The organism is Psychrobacter sp. NG25, assembly GCF_015234355.1.
In the GTDB taxonomy this organism is placed as follows: domain Bacteria; phylum Pseudomonadota; class Gammaproteobacteria; order Pseudomonadales; family Moraxellaceae; genus Psychrobacter.
This window is the reverse complement of sequence record NZ_JADGMV010000001.1, coordinates 435,851-457,487: the sequence shown is the minus strand read 5'-3', so window position 1 is coordinate 457,487 and position 21,637 is coordinate 435,851. Positions and strand designations below refer to the sequence as shown.

The window sequence follows — 21,637 nt, the reverse complement described above, 5'->3', positions numbered from 1 at the left end:
TCACGATAACTCTGAGAAAAGTAAATTAGCAAAGGATTGCTACGATAACTATAGCTTTTAATATTTGTGCTTTAACAAGGATATTTACACTCATGTTTAAATTTTTGCCAGTAAAGCTCGCTCTGAGTGCCAGCCATAAAGCGAATAACCGTTCGGCTTATGATAATTCTCTTAATGAGAGTGTTCAGCCACGGCGCTCGTCCCCAACACTGCTAGCAGCAACACTGACCGGCATAATTTTATTGACAGGTTGTCAGCAGCAGTCAGATGTAGTCGACGCCAGTCAGACCAGTGATCCAGAAAACTCTCAAGACAGTGAGCCAATGGCACAAAGCGATGCGGCCGCTGCTCGTATAAAGCAGTTCCAGCCCATTTACGTCACACAGATGCAAGGGTTACAGCGCCGCTTACAAGCAGAGTATGAATCACTGGAAGTTGCTGATACCTCAGAAAATGCAGACTCGCTACTCAATACTAATATCAAGACCGATAATACTGACGATATCATTGATAGTAGTGATAAAAATGCAGCCGATCCTACTTCTTCAGTCACTGCACCTACTAATTTGGTCGATACTACCGCTGTAGATAGCGATGTTGATGCTACGGCTGATATTAATACCAGTACAGAAGTGGGTGAGCGAGATTTAACTGTCTTAAAACGTATCAGTCTTGAGCCACGTAAACCTACTATGATGACCGAAGATCAAATCATTGACAGCTATCAGCAAGCGATGGATGCCCTTTATCAGCCTGTGACGTCTCCGCTTAATGCAGAAGATATCAATACTTTAATTAATATAGCGACATTGGCGCCACAGTTGTTTGAAAGCGCAGAAATTGCTGGGAGAGTCAGTGCAAAAAGTCCAGCATTGGCACGGTTGATCATTCAGCATCAAGTTTGGGAGCAAATAGAGGCCCAACAAGTCATTGATATGCAGCAGATGAAAATTGATCAACAAAAAGAGTTTGAGTCGCTTATGTCTAAGTTCAATGAGACGATTGAAGGATACGATGAACAGATTGCCAAGTACGAGCAGACATTAGAATCATTTAAATGAATATTTTCAGCAATTAAGACAATTTCTAAGCAATAAAAAATCCCGCACAATGGCGGGATTTTTTATTGAGAAAATATTATCTCTATCTATTTACGGTCTTCAACTTTAACAAAATCACGATGCGACTCGCCAGTGTATAACTGACGTGGGCGACCGATTTTGAACGGTGCGCTGTGCATCTCTAACCAATGGCTGATCCAACCAGAAGTGCGAGCTAGTGAGAAGATTACAGTAAACATTGATGTTGGGATACCGATGGCTTTTAAGATAATACCAGAGTAAAAATCAACGTTTGGATATAGGTTACGCTCAACGAAGAACGGGTCTTCTAAAGCAATCTTTTCAAGCGCCATTGCCAATTCAAGCTTAGGATCGTTGATACCAAGTGCTGCAAGTACTTCGTCACAAGTTTCTTTCATGACTTGTGCGCGTGGGTCAAAGTTTTTGTAAACACGGTGACCAAAGCCCATTAGCTTCACTTCACGGCTCTTCACTTTTTCCATGAATGCAGGTACGTTTTCAACTGAACCGATTTCGTCTAGCATCTCAAGAACAGCTTCGTTCGCGCCGCCATGTGATGGACCCCAAAGGGCTGCGATACCAGCAGCGATACAGGCATAAGGGTTTGCACCAGTAGAACCAGCCAAACGTACAGTAGACGTTGAAGCGTTTTGCTCATGGTCAGCATGCAAAGTAAAGATTTTGTCCATTGCGCGAGTGATGACGTCGTTAGTTTTATAATCAACATCAGCAGGCGTAGCAAACATCATGTACAAGAAGTTTTCTGCGTAGTTAAAGTCATTACGCGGATACATGAACGGCTCGCCTTGTGAGTATTTATAACTCATTGCAGCAAGTGTTGGCATCTTAGCGATTAGACGAATAGCAGTGATTTCACGATGCTCTTCATTGCTCACATCTAGGTTTTCATGATAGAACGCTGATAACGCACCAACGACACCGACCATAATAGCCATCGGATGCGCGTCACGGCGGAAACCTTCAAAGAACTTACGTAATTGGTCATGAACACCCGTATGTTTACGGATTTTTTCAAAGAAGTCTGCTTTTTGCTCAGCGTTTGGTAGGTCACCATGAATCAGTGCATAAGCAACTTCTAAGTATTCAGCGTTGTTTGCTAACTGATCGATAGGGTAGCCGCGGTGTAATAACTCGCCTTTGCCACCATCAATATAAGTAATCTTTGATTCCACAGGGGCTGTTACTTTAAAACCAGGGTCATAAGACCAAAAGCCTGAGTCTTGTAGAGCAGCAATATCGATAACTGGGCGCCCTAAAGTACCTTCGATGATAGGAAATTCGTACTCTTTACCATTTACGGTTAATTTGGCATTAGTGTCAGCCATAAATTGCTCTCCATTGTTTTAGCTTGTTAGAATAAAATTATTGCAGACGCATACCCTCGCGTCGTCGATTATTACAGGCACATACCCTTGCGCCATCATCAGTCAAATGCTCAAAATACATCTAACTCGTTTAATACGCAGAGTATATTAGCAGCAATTCCCTATGATTTGAAAAGACTTTTACTGTCAACACTGCCAATTAGTATGGTTTTGACGTGTTTATTCACTGTAATTTTTGTATCAAAATATGTCTGGTAAGCTATTTGTCTTTTAAACCGCTTCTTTATAGAAAGTAATGATTATCATTAACATTATAATATTAAAGTGTTTTTAGCAATATTATAAGTTTAACGGTTTAGTCATATTAACTATAAAACAGACAGAGTATGAACAAACGACCATTTGGTTTAGATTTATGGTTCGTTAGGGGTGGGTCATACTAATGAATTAATATTGCAAATAGCCAGCTTTTTGTTAATTAATCTCTAATAACCAATATTTAGGGGATAAATTTGTAATTAGCGCCCAGTCATTTTATAATTAGAGGGATTTAACTGGCACTAGCTTTGCGCATATTGAGCGATCATCTTAATGGAATAATCAGTGAAGCTTTGCTTTGCTCATATTTTGTTACGATTGGACGACCAGTTTATAGACCAAAACCTAGCTTATCGTTTGAATATTCTTGTTAACTGTTCTATTTTTAGATAGCCAACAGTGAAGTTTACCTTAATAAATTGATCGTATAGAGATGACACAATGGCGTTATCTTTTTTTGTTAATGGGAATCAGTAAAAATAGAATAGTTAATCGATTGATCCCATGCTTCGTACTTATTGTCATAACGTAAGTAGAAGGCTCGTTAATAAAAGGGTGTATCAGTTCAACGAGTCAGGTTCGACCGTCTATAATGATCGTATAAGACATATTCGCCTTTTAACTTTAGCGCAAATTAAACTACGTCAGCTAGCCCTTCCTTACTTTATTCGTCTCATGTGTTGCTCGTCGCTGTTGTATAGCATTTATACAAAGCGTGGATAGCAGATACAGGAGTATAACCGCAAAAAGGATGCCCGCTGTGAAAAGCAACCGACCTATTGATCTGCCTTTAAGCCAAGTGATTAGCGTTAATCGCTCACCGATTGCAATTGCCTCAATTTTGCATCGTATATCTGGCATTATTTTATTCTTACTTATTCCTGTCATGTTGTGGTTGTTACAGAACTCTTTGGCATCGCCTGAGAGTTTTGCAACCGTATTTGACAACGTACTCGTGCGCTTTTTGGCATGGATATTTGTTGCCGCGATCGCTTATCACTTTGTGATGGGCATCAAGCACTTATTTGCTGATATGGGCATGAACGAAGAGCTACAATCTGGACGTGCCGCTTCTAAGGTCAGTTTTGTGATCGCAGCGATTCTAATTGTCGCGTCATTTGTATGGGTGATGTTCTAATGATTAAAAACGATTCAGGAATAAAAAGTGCTACTGGTCTGACCGGCTCAGGCTCACGTGATTGGATTATCCAGCGTATCAGCGCTGTTGTTTTAGCCGTTTATAGTGTGGTGTTGCTGGGTTTCTTTTTGACCCATGGCGACGTCACTTATCTTGAGTGGTCATCATTTATGACTAGCCTGCCTATGCGTTTGTTTAGCTTAGTAGCAGTACTTGCGCTAGCAGGTCATGCTTGGGTTGGAATGTGGACAGTATTTACTGATTACATTACTACTGGCAAACTAGGCTCAAGCGCAGCAGGTTTACGTTTAGTCCTACAGTCATTGATGATTATCGCTATTTTAGTATTTCTATTTTGGGGTATCATGATTTTTTGGGGTAGTGGCTTCAGTGTTGTTGCCGTTTAACCAATAATTTATACCTTTACTATCTATAAATAATAACGGATGCACTCAGCAGCATTATTGGCTGCTGAATGACTCCAAAGCCGTCCGTTATAGCCGATAATAGTCATAGCATTGGGCAATTTCTGACTTGAGCAGTCATTTAAAGACAGCTGAGTCAAATTGAAAGTGAATGAAATTAGCCCAATATAACGATAGATATGCAAATTAAGTGGTTAAAGGTTGTTTGCGTCACCGTCTTAAATAATTGCGTTTAATGACCGAATAAATATGACATTTGGCCCTGCAATGAGGTGACGCTTGATACAGCTTTTTTATTTAATTCTAAGCATTAACAGGCATTAGGAAAACCGTAATGGCAACTAGACAAGACAATACCATTAGTAATATTAAGACCCTAAACTACGATGCAGTCATCGTCGGTGGTGGCGGCTCAGGTATGCGTGCTTCACTACATTTGGCTGAAGCAGGTATGAAGGTTGCAGTCCTTACCAAAGTATTCCCAACGCGTTCGCACACGGTTGCGGCTCAGGGCGGTATCGGTGCAAGCTTGGGTAACATGAGTAACGATAACTGGCACTTTCACTTTTATGACACCGTTAAAGGGTCAGATTGGTTAGGTGACCAAGACGCTATCGAATATATGTGCCGTGAAGCGCCAAAAGTCGTTTATGAGCTTGAGCACATGGGCATGCCTTTTGACCGTAACGAAGATGGCACGATTTATCAGCGTCCGTTTGGTGGTCATACCTCTAACTATGGCGAAAAGGCCGTTCAACGTGCTTGTGCAGCTGCTGACCGTACAGGTCATGCATTGCTACATACGCTATATCAGAAAAACTTAGAGCAAGGTACTGAGTTCTTCATCGAGTGGATTGCACTTGACTTGATTAAAGATGAAGCTGGTAACATCAACGGCGTCATCGCACTTGAGCAAGAAACCGGTACTATTGCTGTATTCCAGTCACCGATTACTGTCCTAGCGACAGGTGGTGCAGGCCGTATCTTTGCGGCTTCCACCAATGCTTATATCAATACTGGTGACGGTATTGGTATGGCGGTACGTGCAGGTATTCCATTACAAGACATGGAATTCTGGCAGTTCCACCCAACGGGCGTTCATGGTGCAGGCGTACTATTGACCGAGGGTTGCCGTGGAGAAGGTGCTATCTTACGTAATAAAGATGGCGAAGCATTCATGGAGCGTTACGCGCCAACCGTAAAAGACTTGGCACCACGTGATCTCGTATCACGCTCTATGGACCAAGAAATCAAAGAAGGCCGTGGTTGTGGTCCTAATGCTGACCATATCGTTATGGATATGACGCATTTGGGTGTTGAAACTATCATGAAGCGTCTGCCATCAGTATTCGAGATTGGCAAAAACTTTGCCAACGTAGATATTACTAAAGAGCCTATTCCAGTTATCCCAACCATTCATTATATGATGGGCGGTATTCCGACAACGATTCATGGTCAAGTAATCACGCCTGATCTAGAAGCGGGTACGGATGAAGAAGGTCTATACACGAAGGGCAATGTCGTTAAAGGTCTTTACGCTATCGGCGAATGTGCTTGTGTAAGTGTCCATGGTGCCAACCGTCTAGGTACGAATTCACTACTTGATCTATTGGTATTTGGTCGTGCTGCTGGTAAGCATATCGTTGACGAATTCCATCATGCTGACCATAACTACAAGCCACTTGATCCTCGTGTGCTTGATTACACTATGCGTCGTTTGGACAAGTTGCAACAGTCTACTGAAGGTTACAATGCTCAAGACGTAGCTGATGAGATCCGTGCAGCTATGCAGATGCATGCTAGCGTATTCCGTACCCAAGCAATGATGGACGAAGGCGTTGAGAAAATTCTAGCGCTAGGCGACAAAATCGACCAGATTCATTTGGCTGATAAATCACAAGTCTTCAACACTGCGCGTATCGAAGCTTTCGAAGTTGCCAACTTGTATGAAGTGGCCAAAGCGACGATGATCTCAGCAGCGATGCGTCATGAAAGTCGCGGCGCCCACAGTGTCTCTGACTACGATCGTCCAGAAGATGATGACTATGCACCAAACGGCCGTAATGACCACGATTGGATGAAGCATACCTTATGGTATTCTGAAGGCAACCGCATTATTTATAAGCCAGTTCGCAAAGTCCCATTGACGGTTGATTATATCGAGCCAAAAGTTCGCGTCTATTAATCTTAGATGTTGCACCTGATATACAGCAGCAGAGTTAATGTTTTATCCTTTATTAATTTATTAAAAAGGTGACCGCCAGCTACATGCACCTGACAGCGCTAGCACACTATTAATTAGTGTTTGATATTTTTTATCAGTATCGATTAATAGTTAGCGTTATCCTGCTGCAATCTTTGTATGCCCGCCATCACCTACGTGTGGAGTTTAGCATTATGAGCCGAGGTACTCGCACCATCGAAATCTATCGCTACGATCCTGATCTGGACGCAGCGCCACGCATGCAAACGTATACGGTTGAGTTGTTAGACTCAGATCGTATGTTGCTTGACGTGTTATTACGCCTAAAAAAGGAAGATGAAACACTGACCTTCCGTCGCTCTTGCCGTGAAGGCATCTGTGGCTCTGATGGCATGAACATCAATGGCAAAAATGGTCTAGCATGTCTAATCAACATGAACACTTTGCCAGAAAAAGTAACTGTTCGTCCGTTGCCTGGTCTGCCAGTTGTTCGTGATTTGGTCGTCGATATGAACCAATTCTACGAGCAATATGAAAAAGTGCATCCGTACTTAATCAATGACCAACCAGCACCGCCAACAGAGCGCCTACAATCGCCTGAGCAGCGTGAAAAACTGAATGGTTTGTACGAATGTATCCTATGTGCTTGCTGTTCAACCAGCTGCCCATCATTCTGGTGGAACCCTGACAAATTCTTAGGTCCATCAGCATTGTTGCATGCCTATCGCTTTGTCGCTGATAGCCGTGATGGTGATACTCAAGCACGTTTGGCTCGTTTGGACGATCCATTTAGCCTGTTCCGTTGCCGCGGTATCATGAACTGTGTATCAGTTTGTCCAAAAGGCCTGAATCCAACCAAAGCAATTGGTCATTTACGTAATATGTTGATTGACCAAGCCGGTTAATCGTTTATAATCGCATGGTTTTTTTGCAGATTATAGTACGAAAAACACCACCTAATATATTAGGTGGTGTTTTTTATGATTTAGACTCTGAGAGAGAGTTTAACTTTTTCTTAAGATGCAAATAAGTTGTAGCGATGAGGAAAACGACCGACAATCAAAGGTAAGGCTGTGCTAACAATACGTTGGCCGTATGTAAGAAAGCATGATATATGCACAAGCAATCTATATAATTGGCAGTAGTAAAAAGCATTCATCGAGAGATATTGGCTACGTTAAATGCTAGAATAGTGCATAGTTGTATTGTTAGGATATTGCGATGAGCAAATATCAGTTATTGATAGTTTGCGTTACTGGTAATATACCAACTAGATATCCTATTGAGACAGAATAGGGTCAATATGAAGTGCCTAAGGTGAGAATAGTTATTCATTACCTAAATACCTAGTATTGAACAAACAAACTATGGCCTAAAATATAGGCGTGCTACTCTATACAGCAGTGTATGTTTGGCTGAAAAGCTGTAATATGTCAGAATTAACAAAAAATTGTAGTGAGAATTATTAGCCAAAATGCTGATGTTTTATTGATGGTTTTTCACCAACAAATTGGTTATGGCTAATAGTAGTATATATAAATTAATTTTGTGAAACGAGCCAGATAAGAAAACTGGACGTTCACAAATAATTGTATTTATACTATGAGTATTGTAGGCAACAGCACTTAACGTACGACAGATTACACAATAATAAGCACGATTCCATTCATTTATCTATCAAATAGACGATTATTATGAATAGTATAACTAAAGAAGCAAAAGGCTCGGGACATACAGAACTGGCCGCTGATAACGCCCAGTACATAGAAGCTCTTTATGAGCAATATCTGAATGATCCTAGTAGCGTCGATACCGAGTGGCAAACGTATTTTGCACAATACAAATCGCCAAATGATGCACCGCATAACGCTATCAAAGACCAGTTTTTATTGCTTGCTCGCAATCAGACTGCAGGCAAGAGTAGCGACCAAGCGACCAGCTCAGCCTCCAATGCTTTAGTAGATGGTGGTAACCCAAAGAAAATGGGTGTACAGCAGCTGATTTCAGCCTATCGCCGCCGTGGTCATCGCCGTGCTAGTCTCGATCCATTAAATCTAGAATCACGTGCAGAAGTAGAAGATTTAACCCTCGCTTACCACAACCTTTCAGAAGCTGACCTTGATACCGTATTCCCTACTAATGATCTAAGTATCGCTAAAGATTCAGCACCTTTACGTGAAATCATTGAGATTATGGAGCGTGTTTATTGCCGCCACATTGGTGTCGAATACATGCACGTGACCACCAGTGTAGAAAAACGCTGGATGGAAAAGTATCTAGAAACTAATTTAGGTCATATCAAATTTGATACAGAAAAACGTATCTCTATTCTCAAACGTCTCACAGCAGCCGAAGGCTTAGAAAAGTATTTAGCACGTAAATATACGGGTGTGAAGCGTTTCGGTCTAGAAGGCGGTGAAAGCTTTATCCCTGCTATCAATGAAATCATCCAACGTGCTGGCAGTTATGGTACCAAAGAGATGGTCATTGGTATGGCTCACCGTGGACGCCTAAACCTGTTAGTAAACATCCTAGGCAAAAACCCTGCGGACTTGTTTGACGAGTTTGATGGTAAAGTACAGCCAGAAAAAGGCTCAGGCGATGTTAAATACCACAATGGTTTCTCATCTAATGTGATGACACCAGGTGGCGAAGCTCATTTGGCTTTGGCCTTTAACCCGTCGCATCTTGAAATCGTTGCGCCAGTATTGCAAGGTTCAGTACGTGCCCGTCAGGTGCGTCGTAATGACCAACCTCTTTTAGACAATAAAGGTGGTAATTCAGTACTACCAATCGTTATCCATGGTGATGCTGCTTTTGCTGGTCAGGGCGTGGTTCAAGAAACCTTTCAGATGTCACAAACCCGTGCTTATACCACTGGTGGTACCGTACATATTGTTATCAACAACCAAGTAGGCTTTACCACTAGCCGTCAAGAAGATGTTCGTTCAACTGAATATTGTACTGACGTGGCCAAAATGGTACATGCGCCTATCTTGCACGTGAACGGTGATGATCCAGAATCAGTCGTATTCGCAGCTCAATTGGCATTAGATTATCGTCGTGAGTTTGAGAAAGACATCATTATTGACCTATTCTGCTATCGTCGTAATGGTCATAACGAAGCTGATGAACCATCGGCTACACAGCCACTTATGTATGCTGTCATCAAAAAGTTACCAACCACTCGTACACTTTATGCACAGCAGCTTATTAAAGACGGCATCCTGAATGCCGATCAAGAAAAGCAGTATGAAGATGAGTACCGCGAATCTTTAGATCGTGGTGACTATGTTGCTAGCTCGTTGGTTAATGAGCCTAACGAAGAGCTGTTTGTAGATTGGACGCCTTATCTGGGTCATGACTTGGTTGATGATTGGGATACCAGTGTCGATATCGAAGTCCTAAAAGGCTACGGACGCCGTATGGCCGAAATGCCAGAAGGTTACAAGCTACAACGCCAAGTTCAAAAAGTAGTCGAGCAACGCTTGGCTATGCAAACTGGCGAAGAGCCATTGAACTGGGGTGCCGCTGAGACATTGGCTTATGCTTCATTGGTCGACAACGATAAAGTATTGGTACGTATTACTGGTGAAGATGTAGGCCGTGGTACTTTCTCACATCGTCATAGTGAAATCTATAATATAAATGACGGTAGCATGTATGTGCCATTGGCTCATATGAGTGAAGACCAAGCTCGTTTTGCAACTTATAACTCATTGTTATCAGAGGAAGCAGTGCTAGCCTTTGAATATGGTTACGCAACGACTGTCCCTAACGCATTGGTTGTTTGGGAAGCGCAGTTTGGTGATTTCGTCAACGGTGCACAGGTTGTTATCGACCAATTTATTTCAAGTGGCGAAACCAAGTGGCAGCGTGTTTGTGGTCTGACTATGCTGTTGCCGCATGGCTTTGAAGGTCAAGGCCCTGAGCATTCATCTGCGCGTCTTGAACGTTTCTTACAGCTATGTGCTGAAGACAACATGCAAGTCATCACACCGACGACTCCAGCACAGATCTATCACGCACTACGTCGTCAAGCGGTACGTCCTATTCGTAAGCCGTTGATCGTTATGTCACCGAAGAGCTTACTACGTCATAAATTAGCAACTTCAAATCTGGAAGAGCTTGCCAATGGTAAGTTTGAAACCGTCATTTCAGAGATGGACGATCACAACGCAGATAAAGTGACTCGTATGGTGCTATGTGGTGGCAAGGTTTATTATGACTTGCTTGAGCAGCGCCGCGCATTAGGTCTAGATCATGTGGTTATCGTTCGTATCGAACAGCTTTATCCGTTGCCAGAGCAGCGTTTGATGGCTGAGATTGAAAAATATAGCAACTTGGCTGAGATCGTATGGACGCAAGAAGAGCCGCTTAACCAAGGCGCTTGGTACTACCTAGCACCGCATATGTACCGTATTGTCGTACCGCACCCAACCAAGGCGAAAGTCATGGAGCCGGTGGCACGTCCTTCTAGTGCAGCACCTGCAACAGGTTCACCAAAATTACACGCTCAACAACAGCAAGCGTTAATCGCTGGCGGTCTTGGTATCAGTGTTGATGAGTTGTCTAAGTAACAGATTATTGAATGCAAATGAATCAGGCGATAACAGTCAGTAAGCTGTAATAAAATCTAGATAGTATTATCTAAGATGGCTATACAAGATGTCACTGACTGTTTATCACGACTTAATAACAAATATGAATATCCAAATCTAAGGAGTATATCGATGGCTGATATCAAAGCCCCCGTTTTTCCAGAATCGGTTGCCGACGGTACAATCGTTGAGTGGCATGTTACTGAAGGTCAGCAAGTTAACCGTGATGACCTATTGGCTGAAATCGAAACTGATAAAGTCGTATTAGAAGTTGTGGCGCCTGACAACGGTGTTGTGACCAAAATCGTCAAACAAGTTGATGATACTGTTTTGTCTGATGAGCTTATCGCTCAATTTGAAGCGGGTGCGAGCGCTAGTGCAGACACTGCTACAGAAGCAGCAGCGCCAGCACAAGCAGCAGACGGCGGCGAGCCAGTACAAGCAACGGCTCAAAACGACAGCAATGATGCAGATCATAAAGATCAAAGCCCAGCGGTTCGCAAAGCTGCGAAAGAAAGCGGCGTAGATCCTAAAGAAGTTGAAGGCAGTGGTCGTGGCGGTCGTGTTACCAAAACTGATATGGCAAATCCAACATTGAAATCAGACAGCAGCATCAAGTCTGACAGCGGCCGTCCAGTTGCTGAATCAACGGGTGAGCGTACTGAAAAACGTGTTCCAATGACGCGTCTACGTAAAACAGTAGCGAATCGTCTATTGTCAGCATCACAAGATACTGCGATGCTAACGACGTTCAACGAAGTGAATATGAAGCCGTTGATGGATATGCGTGCTAAGTATAAAGACCAGTTCGAGAAACGTCATGGCGTACGTTTGGGCTTTATGTCATTGTTCGTAAAAGCAGCAACAGAAGCACTCAAACGCTTCCCAGCAGTCAACGCATCACTAGACGGCGATGATATCGTTTATCATGGTTATTATGATATTGGTGTAGCAGTCTCTTCAGATCGCGGCTTGGTTGTTCCAGTATTACGTGATACAGATCGCATGAGCATGGCTGATGTCGAAAGCCGTATTCGTGAGCTTGGAGGCCTTGCTCAAAAAGGTAAACTTGGTCTGAATGACATGACTGGCGGTACTTTCACTATCTCAAACGGTGGTGTATTCGGCTCATTGATGTCTACACCTATTTTGAACCCACCTCAAACTGCTATCCTCGGTATGCATGCTATCAACGACCGCCCAATGGCTGTCGATGGTAAAGTTGAAATCTTACCAATGATGTATCTAGCCCTATCTTATGATCATCGTATGATTGATGGTAAAGAAGCAGTACAGTTCTTAGTAACCATCAAAGAATTGGTTGAAGATCCAGCCATGCTTCTACTAGACCTATAAGCTTCTAAGCTTGTATTGGCAACCGCCGATACAAGCTTTTTAACTTTAGTCTAAACAGTGGTACTAGCTGTTTATTAATAAATAAGAGTGTCTTGCTGATATGGTGTATTGACCATTAGGCAAAAACATCGCTTATTTATTAACGAGATAATCCTCAGTTAAATGATATTTACAATTAGAATGATAATTAAAAATAGGAACGTACTATGAAAGACAATTATGATTTAGTCGTCATCGGCGGCGGTCCTGGTGGTTATGAAGCCGCTATCCGTGCAGGTCAGTTAGGTATGAGCGTTGCTTGTATCGAAAAACGTGTTTATAAAGGTGAGCCAGCGCTTGGCGGTACTTGCTTGAACGTTGGTTGTATCCCATCAAAAGCATTGCTTGATAGCTCACATCGCTATGAAGCGACCAAGCACGATCTTGCTGAGCATGGTATCAGCACTAGCGATGTAGCCATCGATATCGAAAAAATGATTGCTCGTAAAGAAGGCATCGTTAAGCAATTGACTGGTGGTGTTGCCGCTTTGCTAAAAGGCAATGGTGTTGATTGGCTGCAAGGCTGGGGCACATTAGTTGATGGTAAAGGTGCTGATAAAAAGGTTAAGTTCACTGCACTTGCAGATGAAAGCGAAACCACCATCACTGCAAAAAATGTCATCCTAGCGGCAGGTTCTGTCCCTATCGATATTCCTGTGGCCAAAACTGACGGCGATCGTATCGTTGACTCTACTGGCGCACTTGATTTCACTGAAGTCCCTAAGCGTTTAGGCGTTATCGGTGCTGGTGTTATCGGTCTTGAGCTTGGTTCAGTATGGCGTCGTCTAGGTGCTGAAGTTGTTGTCTATGAAGCGCTTCCAAGTTTCTTAGCAGCTGCTGACAAAGACATCGCAAAAGAAGCTGGAAAAATGCTGAAGAAGCAGGGTCTTGATATCCGTGTTGATACCAAAGTAACCAATGCTGAAGTTAAAGGCGATCAAGTTGTTGTCACTAGTGATACTAAAGGCGAGTCAAGTGAAGAAAGCTTCGACAAACTTATCGTTTGTGTAGGCCGCCGCGCATACTCTGAAAAATTACTTGGCGATGACAGTGGTATCACGTTGACTGAACGTGGTCTTATCGACGTAAACGATCAGTGTAAAACCAACCTTGATGGCGTCTATGCTATCGGTGACTTAGTCCGTGGCCCTATGCTTGCGCATAAAGCAATGGAAGAAGGCATGATGGCTGTTGAGCGTATTCATGGCGAAAAAGCTCAGGTTAATTATGATACTATCATCAACGTAATTTACACGCATCCAGAAATCGCATGGGTTGGTTTAACTGAGCAAGAAGCTGAAGCAGCTGGCTATGAAGTTAAAACGGGTTCATTCAACCTAGCAGCTAACGGCCGTGCACTTGCTCAAAGTGAAGCGGAAGGCTCTGTGAAAGTCGTCGCTGATGCCAAAACAGATCGCTTGTTAGGTATGCATGCTATCGCTGCTGGTGCTGGCGATATCGTCCATCAAGGTATGATCGCGATGGAATTTGTCTCTAGTATCGAAGATTTGCAATTGATGACATTTGCGCATCCAACTATTTCAGAAGCTGTGCATGAAGCTGCTCTGTCTGCTGATGGCCGTGCTATTCACGCCATTCAGCGCAAAAAGCGTAAGAAATAAGTAGTTAGTTTGATAAGTACTGACTTATAACCTGACTGTAGTGTCGCTGTCACAGCTATCACTACAGTCACGAGTGCGCCAGACGGATGTCTAATATATATGCGCACTCATTTTCACTTTTTATTAATTGTAAAAAATAAAGGATACAATCAATGAATTTACATGAGTATCAAGCAAAAGAGCTGTTAAAAAGCTATGGTTTGCCGATTCAAGAAGGCATCATCGCCCATAACGGCGACGAAGCTGCTGCTGCTTTTGATAAAACGCCAACTGACATTGCGGTTATTAAAGCGCAAGTACATGCTGGTGGTCGCGGTAAAGCTGGTGGTGTAAAACTGGTTAAAACTCGTGAAGAAGCGAAGCAAGTAACTGAAGAGCTAATCGGTACCAATTTGGTTACTTTCCAAACTGACGCTGATGGTCAACCAGTTAACTTCGTATTGGTTGCAGAAGACATGTATCCAGTACAAACTGAGCTATATCTTGGTGCAGTGGTTGATCGTGCGACTCGTCGCGTAACTTTCATGGCATCAACCGAAGGTGGTGTTGATATCGAAGAAGTTGCACACAGCACCCCAGAAAAAATCTTTAAAGTGCATGTTGATCCTTTAGTTGGTCTAATGCCTTTCCAAGCGCGCGATGTTGCGTTCAAACTTGGTCTAGAAGGTAAGCAAATCAATCAGTTCGTTAAATTGATGACTGGCGCTTATAAAGCATTCGTTGAAAACGACTTTGCTCTAATGGAAATCAACCCGTTAGCTGTTCGCGAAAATGGCGAAATCGTTTGTGTTGATGGCAAAATTGGTATCGATTCAAACGCACTATATCGTCTGCCTAAAATTGCAGCACTACAAGACAAAACTCAAGAAAACGAGCGTGAGCTTAAAGCTGCTGAGTTTGACCTAAACTACGTTGCCCTAGAAGGTAACATCGGTTGTATGGTTAACGGTGCTGGTCTTGCAATGGCAACGATGGACATCATCAAATTGTATGGCGGCAAGCCTGCTAACTTCTTGGACGTTGGCGGCGGCGCAACTAAAGATCGCGTTGTTGAAGCATTCAAGATCATTCTTGAAGACAGCAGCGTTGAAGGTGTTCTAATCAATATCTTCGGTGGTATCGTACGTTGTGACATGATTGCAGAAGCGATTATCGCTGCTGTTAAAGAAGTCGATGTACAAGTACCTGTGGTTGTACGTCTAGAAGGTAATAATGCTGAAAAAGGCTTACAAATTCTAGAAGAGTCTGGTCTTAAGCTGACTACAGCTCAAGGCCTAGCCGATGCCGCTCAAAAAATTGTCGATGCGGTTAAAGCCTAAGTCTTTAATGATTGGTATTTAGCAATAAATACCAAAGCATAGTAGTCAACGCGTGATGGTGGCTTTCATATAAAAACTAACCATTAATATTGAATAAAAATGGTGTTGAGAGTCGCTATCACAAGACAACCGAATACAAGGAATAAATAATGAGTGTATTAATCGATAAAGATACCAAAGTATTGGTACAAGGTTTCACTGGTAAAAATGGTACGTTCCACTCTGAGCAAGCGATCGAATACGGTACTAAAGTAGTCGGCGGCGTAACGCCAGGTAAAGGCGGTCAAACGCACTTAGGCCTACCAGTATTTAACACTATGTCAGAAGCCATGGAAGCGACTCAAGCTGATGCTTCTGTTATCTATGTACCTGCACCATTCGTACTAGATTCTATTGTTGAAGCAATCGATGCTGGCGTTAAGTTGATCGTAGTGATCACTGAAGGCGTACCGACTATCGATATGCTAAAAGCCAAACGCTATCTTGAAGAAGCGGGCGATGTGCGTCTAGTTGGTCCTAACTGCCCAGGTGTTATCACTCCGGGTCAGTGCAAAATCGGCATCATGCCAGGCCATATCCATCAGCCAGGTAAAGTGGGCATCATCTCACGCTCTGGTACATTGACTTATGAAGCCGTTGCTCAGACAACTAAGCTTGGTTTTGGTCAGTCAACTTGTATCGGTATCGGTGGTGATCCTATCCCTGGTATGAACCAGATTGACGCACTGAAATTGTTTGAAGCTGATCCACAAACTGAAGCTATCATCTTAATCGGTGAGATCGGTGGTACTGCTGAAGAAGAAGCTGCTGCTTATATCAAAGACCATGTAACTAAGCCAGTTGTTGGTTATATCGCTGGTGTTACCGCTCCAGAAGGCAAGCGTATGGGTCATGCTGGCGCTATCATCTCTGGTGGTCAAGGTACTGCTGAAGAGAAATTCAAAGCGTTTGAAGATGCTGGCATCGCGTATACACGTGACCCATCTAAGCTTGGCGAAAAGCTAAAAGAAGTTACTGGTTGGTAATATAGACATAAGTCTATTAAGTAACTACCAAAACTACATTGAAAAAAAGTAAAGACACCCCTACAATGGGGTGTTTTTATTTGCCTCAAAGAGCTATATTCTGAATATGTTGTTTAACTATAAAGTAAATATTTATTTTAATATCTTCTATTTTTATACGATGGATGACAGTTAAGGTTTATATAGAATATTTGATGACAACGCTTGCGAAGACCAACATAAGAACCCATTGCTCCCATAGTGTTCTGAATTGATAATGAGTATTAGATGATAAAAAACAAGTTAGTCGTTGTACTAGTGTCTAATGACTGTGAATATGATAACCGTGTACAGAAAACTGTCAAAGCTTTATGCTCCAATGGATACATGGTTATATTAAATACCGTATACAAGAAGAAAAATATAAAACTATCATTTCTTGATGTAGAACAGTTTAGTATTGAAAGCAAGTTTTGGAATCCTAGTTCATCTACTGATAAATTACTTAAATTAATTCCTAAAAAGATAAAGAAAAAAGTAAAACCTAGTTTTTTGAAGTACTATCGTTATTTGAGCTATACTAATCTCTGGAAGAATGAGGCATATCCTGAACTGCTCGAAGTAATAATTGCTAATGATTTAATTACACTTCCTGTAGGAGTTTTACTTAAAAAGAAGCATCCAAATTCTAAATTAGTTTATGACTCTCATGAGTATGAGCTACACAGAATGCCTCCTTTAACTAAAATGAACAAATTATTCGTCAGGATTTTAGAAGGTTTTTGTATAAGATACTGTGATGATATTATTACTTGCAGTCATTATATTGCTGATGAAATGCAGCAGATATATGGAACTTATCCGATCTCCTGTATTTATAATAGTCCAAGCAGAGATAAATTGCCTATTGGTAAAAATCCATTAAGAGATGATTTAAAGCTTGAAAGTGATAGCATCATACTACTGCATGTTGGAAAGCTCACTTATGGTAGAGGTATCGAAGTAATCGTTCGTTACTTAAAAGATTTACCGAACGTACACTTAGTAAACCTCGGAGGATGGGATAATACTTTTAAGGCGAACATTGATAGTGTTATCGATAATTTACATGTTAAAAATCAAGTTCACTTTCTTGAGCCAGTTCCACCTAATAATGTGGTTGATTATATTAAGGGAGTAGATATTGGCATTATTAGTATCGAGAGTATGACGAAATCATATGAGTACTCTATGCCTAATAAACTTTTCGAAATGTCATTCGCTAAAATTCCTATAATGGTTAATAAAGATTTAAAATGTGCTAGTTTAGTTAAAGAATATAACTTTGGTATTGAATTTGATATATATAATTTTGATAATTTTAAAGAAACAATCAAATCAATTTTAGAAAATAAAGAAAGCTTTTACAACCAAAAATCTTTTGATGACTTTACTAGAATCTACTCATTGGAAACCCAAGAAAGTAAATTAATAAATATTGTTAATACTCTAACTTATATTAAGTAGGAACAACTATGAAGTTCAAGCATCAAAATAGTAAAGAGTTAGAACCTTACCTAGAATTATCAGAAGTTATTGAATTAAATAATGACAAGAAAACTCATATCGTATTTCAGGTATTAAACGGTGTGGTAGGGGATAGTCGCGTCATTAAAGTTGCAGAAACCGCGCAAGATTTAGGTTACAAGGTTACTATACTAGGTATGTCCAGAACTAAGGATAACATTTATACAACTATAAATGATATTAATGTAATTCTAGTTCAAAATCCTAAGTTTGATCTTTTAAAAATGGGTAAGTTTGAACGAGATTTAAATAAACGAGACTATCGTATTTTTGTTAATCAATATTTTGAGTCATCTAAAAAACTATTAATAGAGTTAGAACCCGATATTTTACATACACATGATATGTATGGTATTGAAATTGGTTATTTAATGTGTAATTACTTAAGTGCTAAAGGATTTAATATACCTTGGATTCATGATATTCACGAATATGTACTAGGCCTTGATCATTTACCAAAAAATATAATGAATCATTGCTCTGATTTTGAAGGGAAACGTATTCATGACCCAGATTGCTTATTTACAGTATCTAATGCATTAGCAGATAAGCTAGAAGAACACTACGAATTGAAGGAAAGACCTTTAATAATAAATAACTCACCTAGGTTGGACAGCTTCAGAAGTGATTACCAGCCTACATTAAGAAAAAGCATTGGTTTAGATGACGAAAAAATTTTAGGAATATATGTTGGGCGCATAGGATTGAACCGCGGAATTCTAAATATTATCGAGGTTTTAGAAATTAATACTGACCTGAATATTGCGATTATAACCAACCAGGAAGATTCCTTTAAAGAAGAATGTATTCAATTAGCTAAAGACTTAAATGTTGATAACAGACTGTATTTTCATGGATATGTCGATAATTCTGAAGTATCTTCTTTTATACAAGATGCTGATTTTGGGCTAAATCCTTTATTAAGTTATGGCAACTCTGAAGTGGCTATTCCAACTAAGGTTTCAGAGTATGTCCATGCAAACTTGCCTATTGTGACCAGTTCTACGGCAGCAATGGTTAAGTTTATGGAAAAGTATCAGGTTGGTACTACTTTTGAGCCTGGTAATACCTATGAACTTAGTAGAGCGATTAACGATTTAGTTGTAAACTATAAAATGTTTAAATCTAACATTACGGAAGACCTAAAATATAGATATTCATGGGACTTTGCTGAACACCAGCTCAAAGAAGTTTATGAAAAGAGCCTTATAGTTTATAAAAATAGAGAGTTGTTTGAATTAAAACCTAAATATAAAATCGAAGAACTAAGAGTATTACACGGATTATCAGGAGCAGCCAATCAGCCTTATACAATTACCCGTGGGTTAAGAAAGGTAGGGTTTGAAGTTGCGGATAGTGTGTGCTTTAGCAGCGGCAATAAAATGCATTATGGTAGAGATTTTGAGTTGTCTGAAGGTTCTCAGATTAGAAAGAATTTTTACTATTTGAACAGGTTGTTACCAAAATATGATTTGTTTCATTTTCATTTTAGATCTCTATACCGTATGTCTAATATGGAATTTCCAACAGGGCTAGATCTTTTAGAGTTGAAAAGTGCAGGTAAGTTAGTCGTTATGAGCTTTAGAGGAGGCGAGATTCGTCTACATTCTAAATTTAAAGAAATAAATAAATTTAATTATGTGGATGAAAATCCAAATCGAATTATCGAAAGCAATCCTGAAGAGTACCAAAAAAAGTTTATAGATTACTGTAGAGCAGTCTGTGATCAGATAATTGTTTCTGATCCAGAGATGCTTACTTATGTGCCTGATGCTAAAATTGTACCAAGATCTATTAATTTAGAGCTTTTTCAATACAATGCAGATAACTTTTCTTCTGTTGAGACATGGGATAAAGAAGGTCCTCTGATAGTACATGTTCCTTCTAGAGAAGGTGTTAAAGGTAGTCATTATATTCAACAAGCTCTAGATGAGTTGAAAGAAGAAGGTCATAAATTTAGATTTGAATTTGTAACAGGTGTTTCACACGATGAAGTTATTGAAATGTATTCAAATGCAGACATTGTGATTGATCAGCTGAGAATAGGTTGGTATGGCGTTGCAAGTGTTGAAGCTATGGCCCTTGGGAAGTGTACGGTCGCTTATATTCGAGAAGATATAGAACATCATCTTACTCCCTTTAATAAGCCAATAGTTAATGCCAATCCTGAAAATATTAAAGATGTGATAAAAGAGTTAATATATGACCGGAATAAAGTAATGGAAAAGGGACGTACTGGTCGAAAATTCGTAGAAGACTATCATTGTATGAATAAGGTTGCGATAAAATATAAAAATATTTATCGTGATGCATATAATAATCCTAAAATAATTGATTCTCTAACGCTGAACAATACTCTTCTTAAAATGATGGAAAAGGAATTAATAAAGACAGGACAACTAAAAAATCTTCAGAAGGAAAAAGATTTACTTCTAAAAAAATTAAATCATTTGACAAAGAAAAGTACTCAAAAAATTAATTCAGACAGGAGTCTGCAGAGTAAAAATTCAAGAAGTGTACCTTTAGACATAATTGATAAAATGTCTTATTTTCTTAATGATGGTACTAATAATAAGCAAATTTTTGACAATCCGATTAGTAAGGCTCCATTCAGAGTATTAAGAAAATTAGGCCTCAAAAAATAGTAATAGTAGAAGAGTTTAGTTTACCTATATTGAATTTTATTTAGAGAAGGTAGTTATGAAAAGATTTGCATTAATCGGTGCTGCTGGATATATAGCACCGCGACACATGAAAGCTATCAAAGAACTAGGCGGTACTTTAGTTGCAGCTTATGATAAATCCGATTCTGTAGGCGTGATTGATAGTATTTCACCTGATTCTGAATTTTTTACTGAGTTTGAACGTTTTTCTCATTATATATATCAGCTGCAACGAAATGGGGCTACAAAAGTAGACTACATATCTATATGCTCTCCCAATTATCTGCACTTATCGCATATAACTCTTGCATTGAGAATGGGATGTGACGTCATATGTGAGAAGCCCTTAGTTTTAAATAAAGCGGATCTTGAAGAAATACAGTTGGTAGAGCAAGAAACAGGAAAACGTCTTTATAACATTCTTCAGTTACGTTTACATGATGCTGTTATTTCTTTAAAGTCTCAAATTGATCAAGAGTTGCTGGAAAATCCTGATAAGCAGTATGATTGCGAGATACAGTACATTACGTCTCGTGGTAAATGGTATCAAGAGAGCTGGAAAGGTGACATAAATAAATCGGGCGGTATAGCGACAAATATAGGTGTGCATTTCTTTGATCTTCTGTATCACCTATTTGGTGAGCCAATTATTAATGAGAATGATTTTCAAGGTTCGCACTCTTCAAAGGGTAAGTTGAAATTTAAAAATGCGAACGTAAGCTGGTTTCTATCAGTCAATTCAGATGATTTACCTGAAGAAGTCAAAGGTAAGCAACCAACCTTCCGTGCGATACAGATTGGCGATGAGTTGGTAGAGTTCTCCAAAGGTTTTACCGATTTGCATACAATAAGTTATAAAGAAATACTTGAAGGAAGGGGTTTTGGTGGAAAAGAAGCTGTTTGTTGTATTGAAATGACAGAATCAATTAGAAAACAGTCGTTGGTTTCTTAGGTA

General features: G+C 40.3%; 14 protein-coding genes. 13 read left to right on the top strand and 1 reads right to left on the bottom strand.

Features of this window, described 5'->3' with window-relative positions; translation table 11 throughout:
* Window positions 1–92: 92 nt before the first annotated feature.
* Window positions 93–1,061, top strand: coding sequence for a hypothetical protein (locus IPZ60_RS01890; protein WP_227669174.1), 969 nt, complete (start codon window positions 93–95; stop codon window positions 1,059–1,061).
* A gap of 86 nt (window positions 1,062–1,147) precedes the next feature.
* Here the strand turns inward: IPZ60_RS01890 and gltA are convergent, their stop codons facing one another.
* Window positions 1,148–2,428 carry a citrate synthase gene (gene gltA / locus IPZ60_RS01885; RefSeq protein ID WP_110922036.1) on the bottom strand — a complete coding sequence of 427 codons (1,281 nt, stop codon included), beginning with the start codon at window positions 2,426–2,428 and terminating at the stop codon, window positions 1,148–1,150.
* Window positions 2,429–3,497: 1,069 nt separating this feature from the next.
* On the opposite strand from gltA, the gene sdhC reads away from it, so the two are divergent.
* From sdhC to IPZ60_RS01825, 12 genes are all read left to right on the top strand, one after another.
* Window positions 3,498–3,884: a succinate dehydrogenase, cytochrome b556 subunit gene (sdhC, locus tag IPZ60_RS01880; RefSeq protein ID WP_194196179.1), complete on the top strand. Its 387-nt coding sequence runs from the start codon at window positions 3,498–3,500 to the stop codon at window positions 3,882–3,884.
* A gap of 20 nt (window positions 3,885–3,904) precedes the next feature.
* Window positions 3,905–4,291, top strand: a complete 387-nt coding sequence (gene sdhD / locus IPZ60_RS01875) for a succinate dehydrogenase, hydrophobic membrane anchor protein (RefSeq protein ID WP_227686587.1) — start codon at window positions 3,905–3,907, stop codon at window positions 4,289–4,291.
* Window positions 4,292–4,643: 352 nt separating this feature from the next.
* Window positions 4,644–6,494: a succinate dehydrogenase flavoprotein subunit gene (sdhA, locus tag IPZ60_RS01870; RefSeq protein ID WP_194196178.1), complete on the top strand. Its 1,851-nt coding sequence runs from the start codon at window positions 4,644–4,646 to the stop codon at window positions 6,492–6,494.
* 212 nt (window positions 6,495–6,706) lie between these two features.
* Window positions 6,707–7,417 carry a succinate dehydrogenase iron-sulfur subunit gene (locus IPZ60_RS01865; protein WP_194196177.1) on the top strand — a complete coding sequence of 237 codons (711 nt, stop codon included), beginning with the start codon at window positions 6,707–6,709 and terminating at the stop codon, window positions 7,415–7,417.
* Window positions 7,418–8,206: 789 nt separating this feature from the next.
* On the top strand, window positions 8,207–11,092 hold the full coding sequence (locus IPZ60_RS01860; protein ID WP_194196176.1) for a 2-oxoglutarate dehydrogenase E1 component: 2,886 nt from the start codon (window positions 8,207–8,209) through the stop codon (window positions 11,090–11,092).
* A 153-nt stretch (window positions 11,093–11,245) separates the two neighbouring features.
* Window positions 11,246–12,469, top strand: a complete 1,224-nt coding sequence (gene odhB, locus IPZ60_RS01855) for a 2-oxoglutarate dehydrogenase complex dihydrolipoyllysine-residue succinyltransferase (RefSeq protein ID WP_194196175.1) — start codon at window positions 11,246–11,248, stop codon at window positions 12,467–12,469.
* A gap of 206 nt (window positions 12,470–12,675) precedes the next feature.
* Window positions 12,676–14,130 (top strand): dihydrolipoyl dehydrogenase, encoded by a 1,455-nt coding sequence (lpdA, locus tag IPZ60_RS01850; RefSeq protein ID WP_194196174.1) that lies wholly within the window; start codon window positions 12,676–12,678, stop codon window positions 14,128–14,130.
* A 152-nt stretch (window positions 14,131–14,282) separates the two neighbouring features.
* Entirely contained in the window at window positions 14,283–15,449 is a 1,167-nt protein-coding gene (sucC, locus tag IPZ60_RS01845; RefSeq protein ID WP_194196173.1) for an ADP-forming succinate--CoA ligase subunit beta, read from the top strand.
* A gap of 149 nt (window positions 15,450–15,598) precedes the next feature.
* Window positions 15,599–16,474 (top strand): succinate--CoA ligase subunit alpha, encoded by an 876-nt coding sequence (gene sucD, locus IPZ60_RS01840; RefSeq protein WP_194196172.1) that lies wholly within the window; start codon window positions 15,599–15,601, stop codon window positions 16,472–16,474.
* A gap of 267 nt (window positions 16,475–16,741) precedes the next feature.
* Window positions 16,742–17,959: a glycosyltransferase gene (locus IPZ60_RS01835; RefSeq protein WP_194196171.1), complete on the top strand. Its 1,218-nt coding sequence runs from the start codon at window positions 16,742–16,744 to the stop codon at window positions 17,957–17,959.
* An 8-nt stretch (window positions 17,960–17,967) separates the two neighbouring features.
* Window positions 17,968–20,664 carry a glycosyltransferase gene (locus IPZ60_RS01830; protein ID WP_194196170.1) on the top strand — a complete coding sequence of 899 codons (2,697 nt, stop codon included), beginning with the start codon at window positions 17,968–17,970 and terminating at the stop codon, window positions 20,662–20,664.
* A gap of 55 nt (window positions 20,665–20,719) precedes the next feature.
* Complete coding sequence (locus tag IPZ60_RS01825; RefSeq protein WP_194196169.1) at window positions 20,720–21,634, top strand: Gfo/Idh/MocA family oxidoreductase; 915 nt, start codon at window positions 20,720–20,722, stop codon at window positions 21,632–21,634.
* The last annotated feature ends 3 nt before the right edge of the window (window positions 21,635–21,637 follow it).

What these genes read in the sequence shown, in the direction of transcription:
- IPZ60_RS01890 (WP_227669174.1), top strand. Translation starts at nt 93, where the DNA reads ATGTTTAAATTTTTGCCAGTAAAGCTCGCTCTGAGTGCCAGCCATAAA.
- gltA (WP_110922036.1), bottom strand. Translation starts at nt 2,428, where the DNA reads ATGGCTGACACTAATGCCAAATTAACCGTAAATGGTAAAGAGTACGAA.
- sdhC (WP_194196179.1), top strand. Translation starts at nt 3,498, where the DNA reads ATGCCCGCTGTGAAAAGCAACCGACCTATTGATCTGCCTTTAAGCCAA.
- sdhA (WP_194196178.1), top strand. Translation starts at nt 4,644, where the DNA reads ATGGCAACTAGACAAGACAATACCATTAGTAATATTAAGACCCTAAAC.
- IPZ60_RS01865 (WP_194196177.1), top strand. Translation starts at nt 6,707, where the DNA reads ATGAGCCGAGGTACTCGCACCATCGAAATCTATCGCTACGATCCTGAT.
- IPZ60_RS01860 (WP_194196176.1), top strand. Translation starts at nt 8,207, where the DNA reads ATGAATAGTATAACTAAAGAAGCAAAAGGCTCGGGACATACAGAACTG.
- odhB (WP_194196175.1), top strand. Translation starts at nt 11,246, where the DNA reads ATGGCTGATATCAAAGCCCCCGTTTTTCCAGAATCGGTTGCCGACGGT.
- lpdA (WP_194196174.1), top strand. Translation starts at nt 12,676, where the DNA reads ATGAAAGACAATTATGATTTAGTCGTCATCGGCGGCGGTCCTGGTGGT.
- sucC (WP_194196173.1), top strand. Translation starts at nt 14,283, where the DNA reads ATGAATTTACATGAGTATCAAGCAAAAGAGCTGTTAAAAAGCTATGGT.
- sucD (WP_194196172.1), top strand. Translation starts at nt 15,599, where the DNA reads ATGAGTGTATTAATCGATAAAGATACCAAAGTATTGGTACAAGGTTTC.
- IPZ60_RS01835 (WP_194196171.1), top strand. Translation starts at nt 16,742, where the DNA reads ATGATAAAAAACAAGTTAGTCGTTGTACTAGTGTCTAATGACTGTGAA.
- IPZ60_RS01830 (WP_194196170.1), top strand. Translation starts at nt 17,968, where the DNA reads ATGAAGTTCAAGCATCAAAATAGTAAAGAGTTAGAACCTTACCTAGAA.
- IPZ60_RS01825 (WP_194196169.1), top strand. Translation starts at nt 20,720, where the DNA reads ATGAAAAGATTTGCATTAATCGGTGCTGCTGGATATATAGCACCGCGA.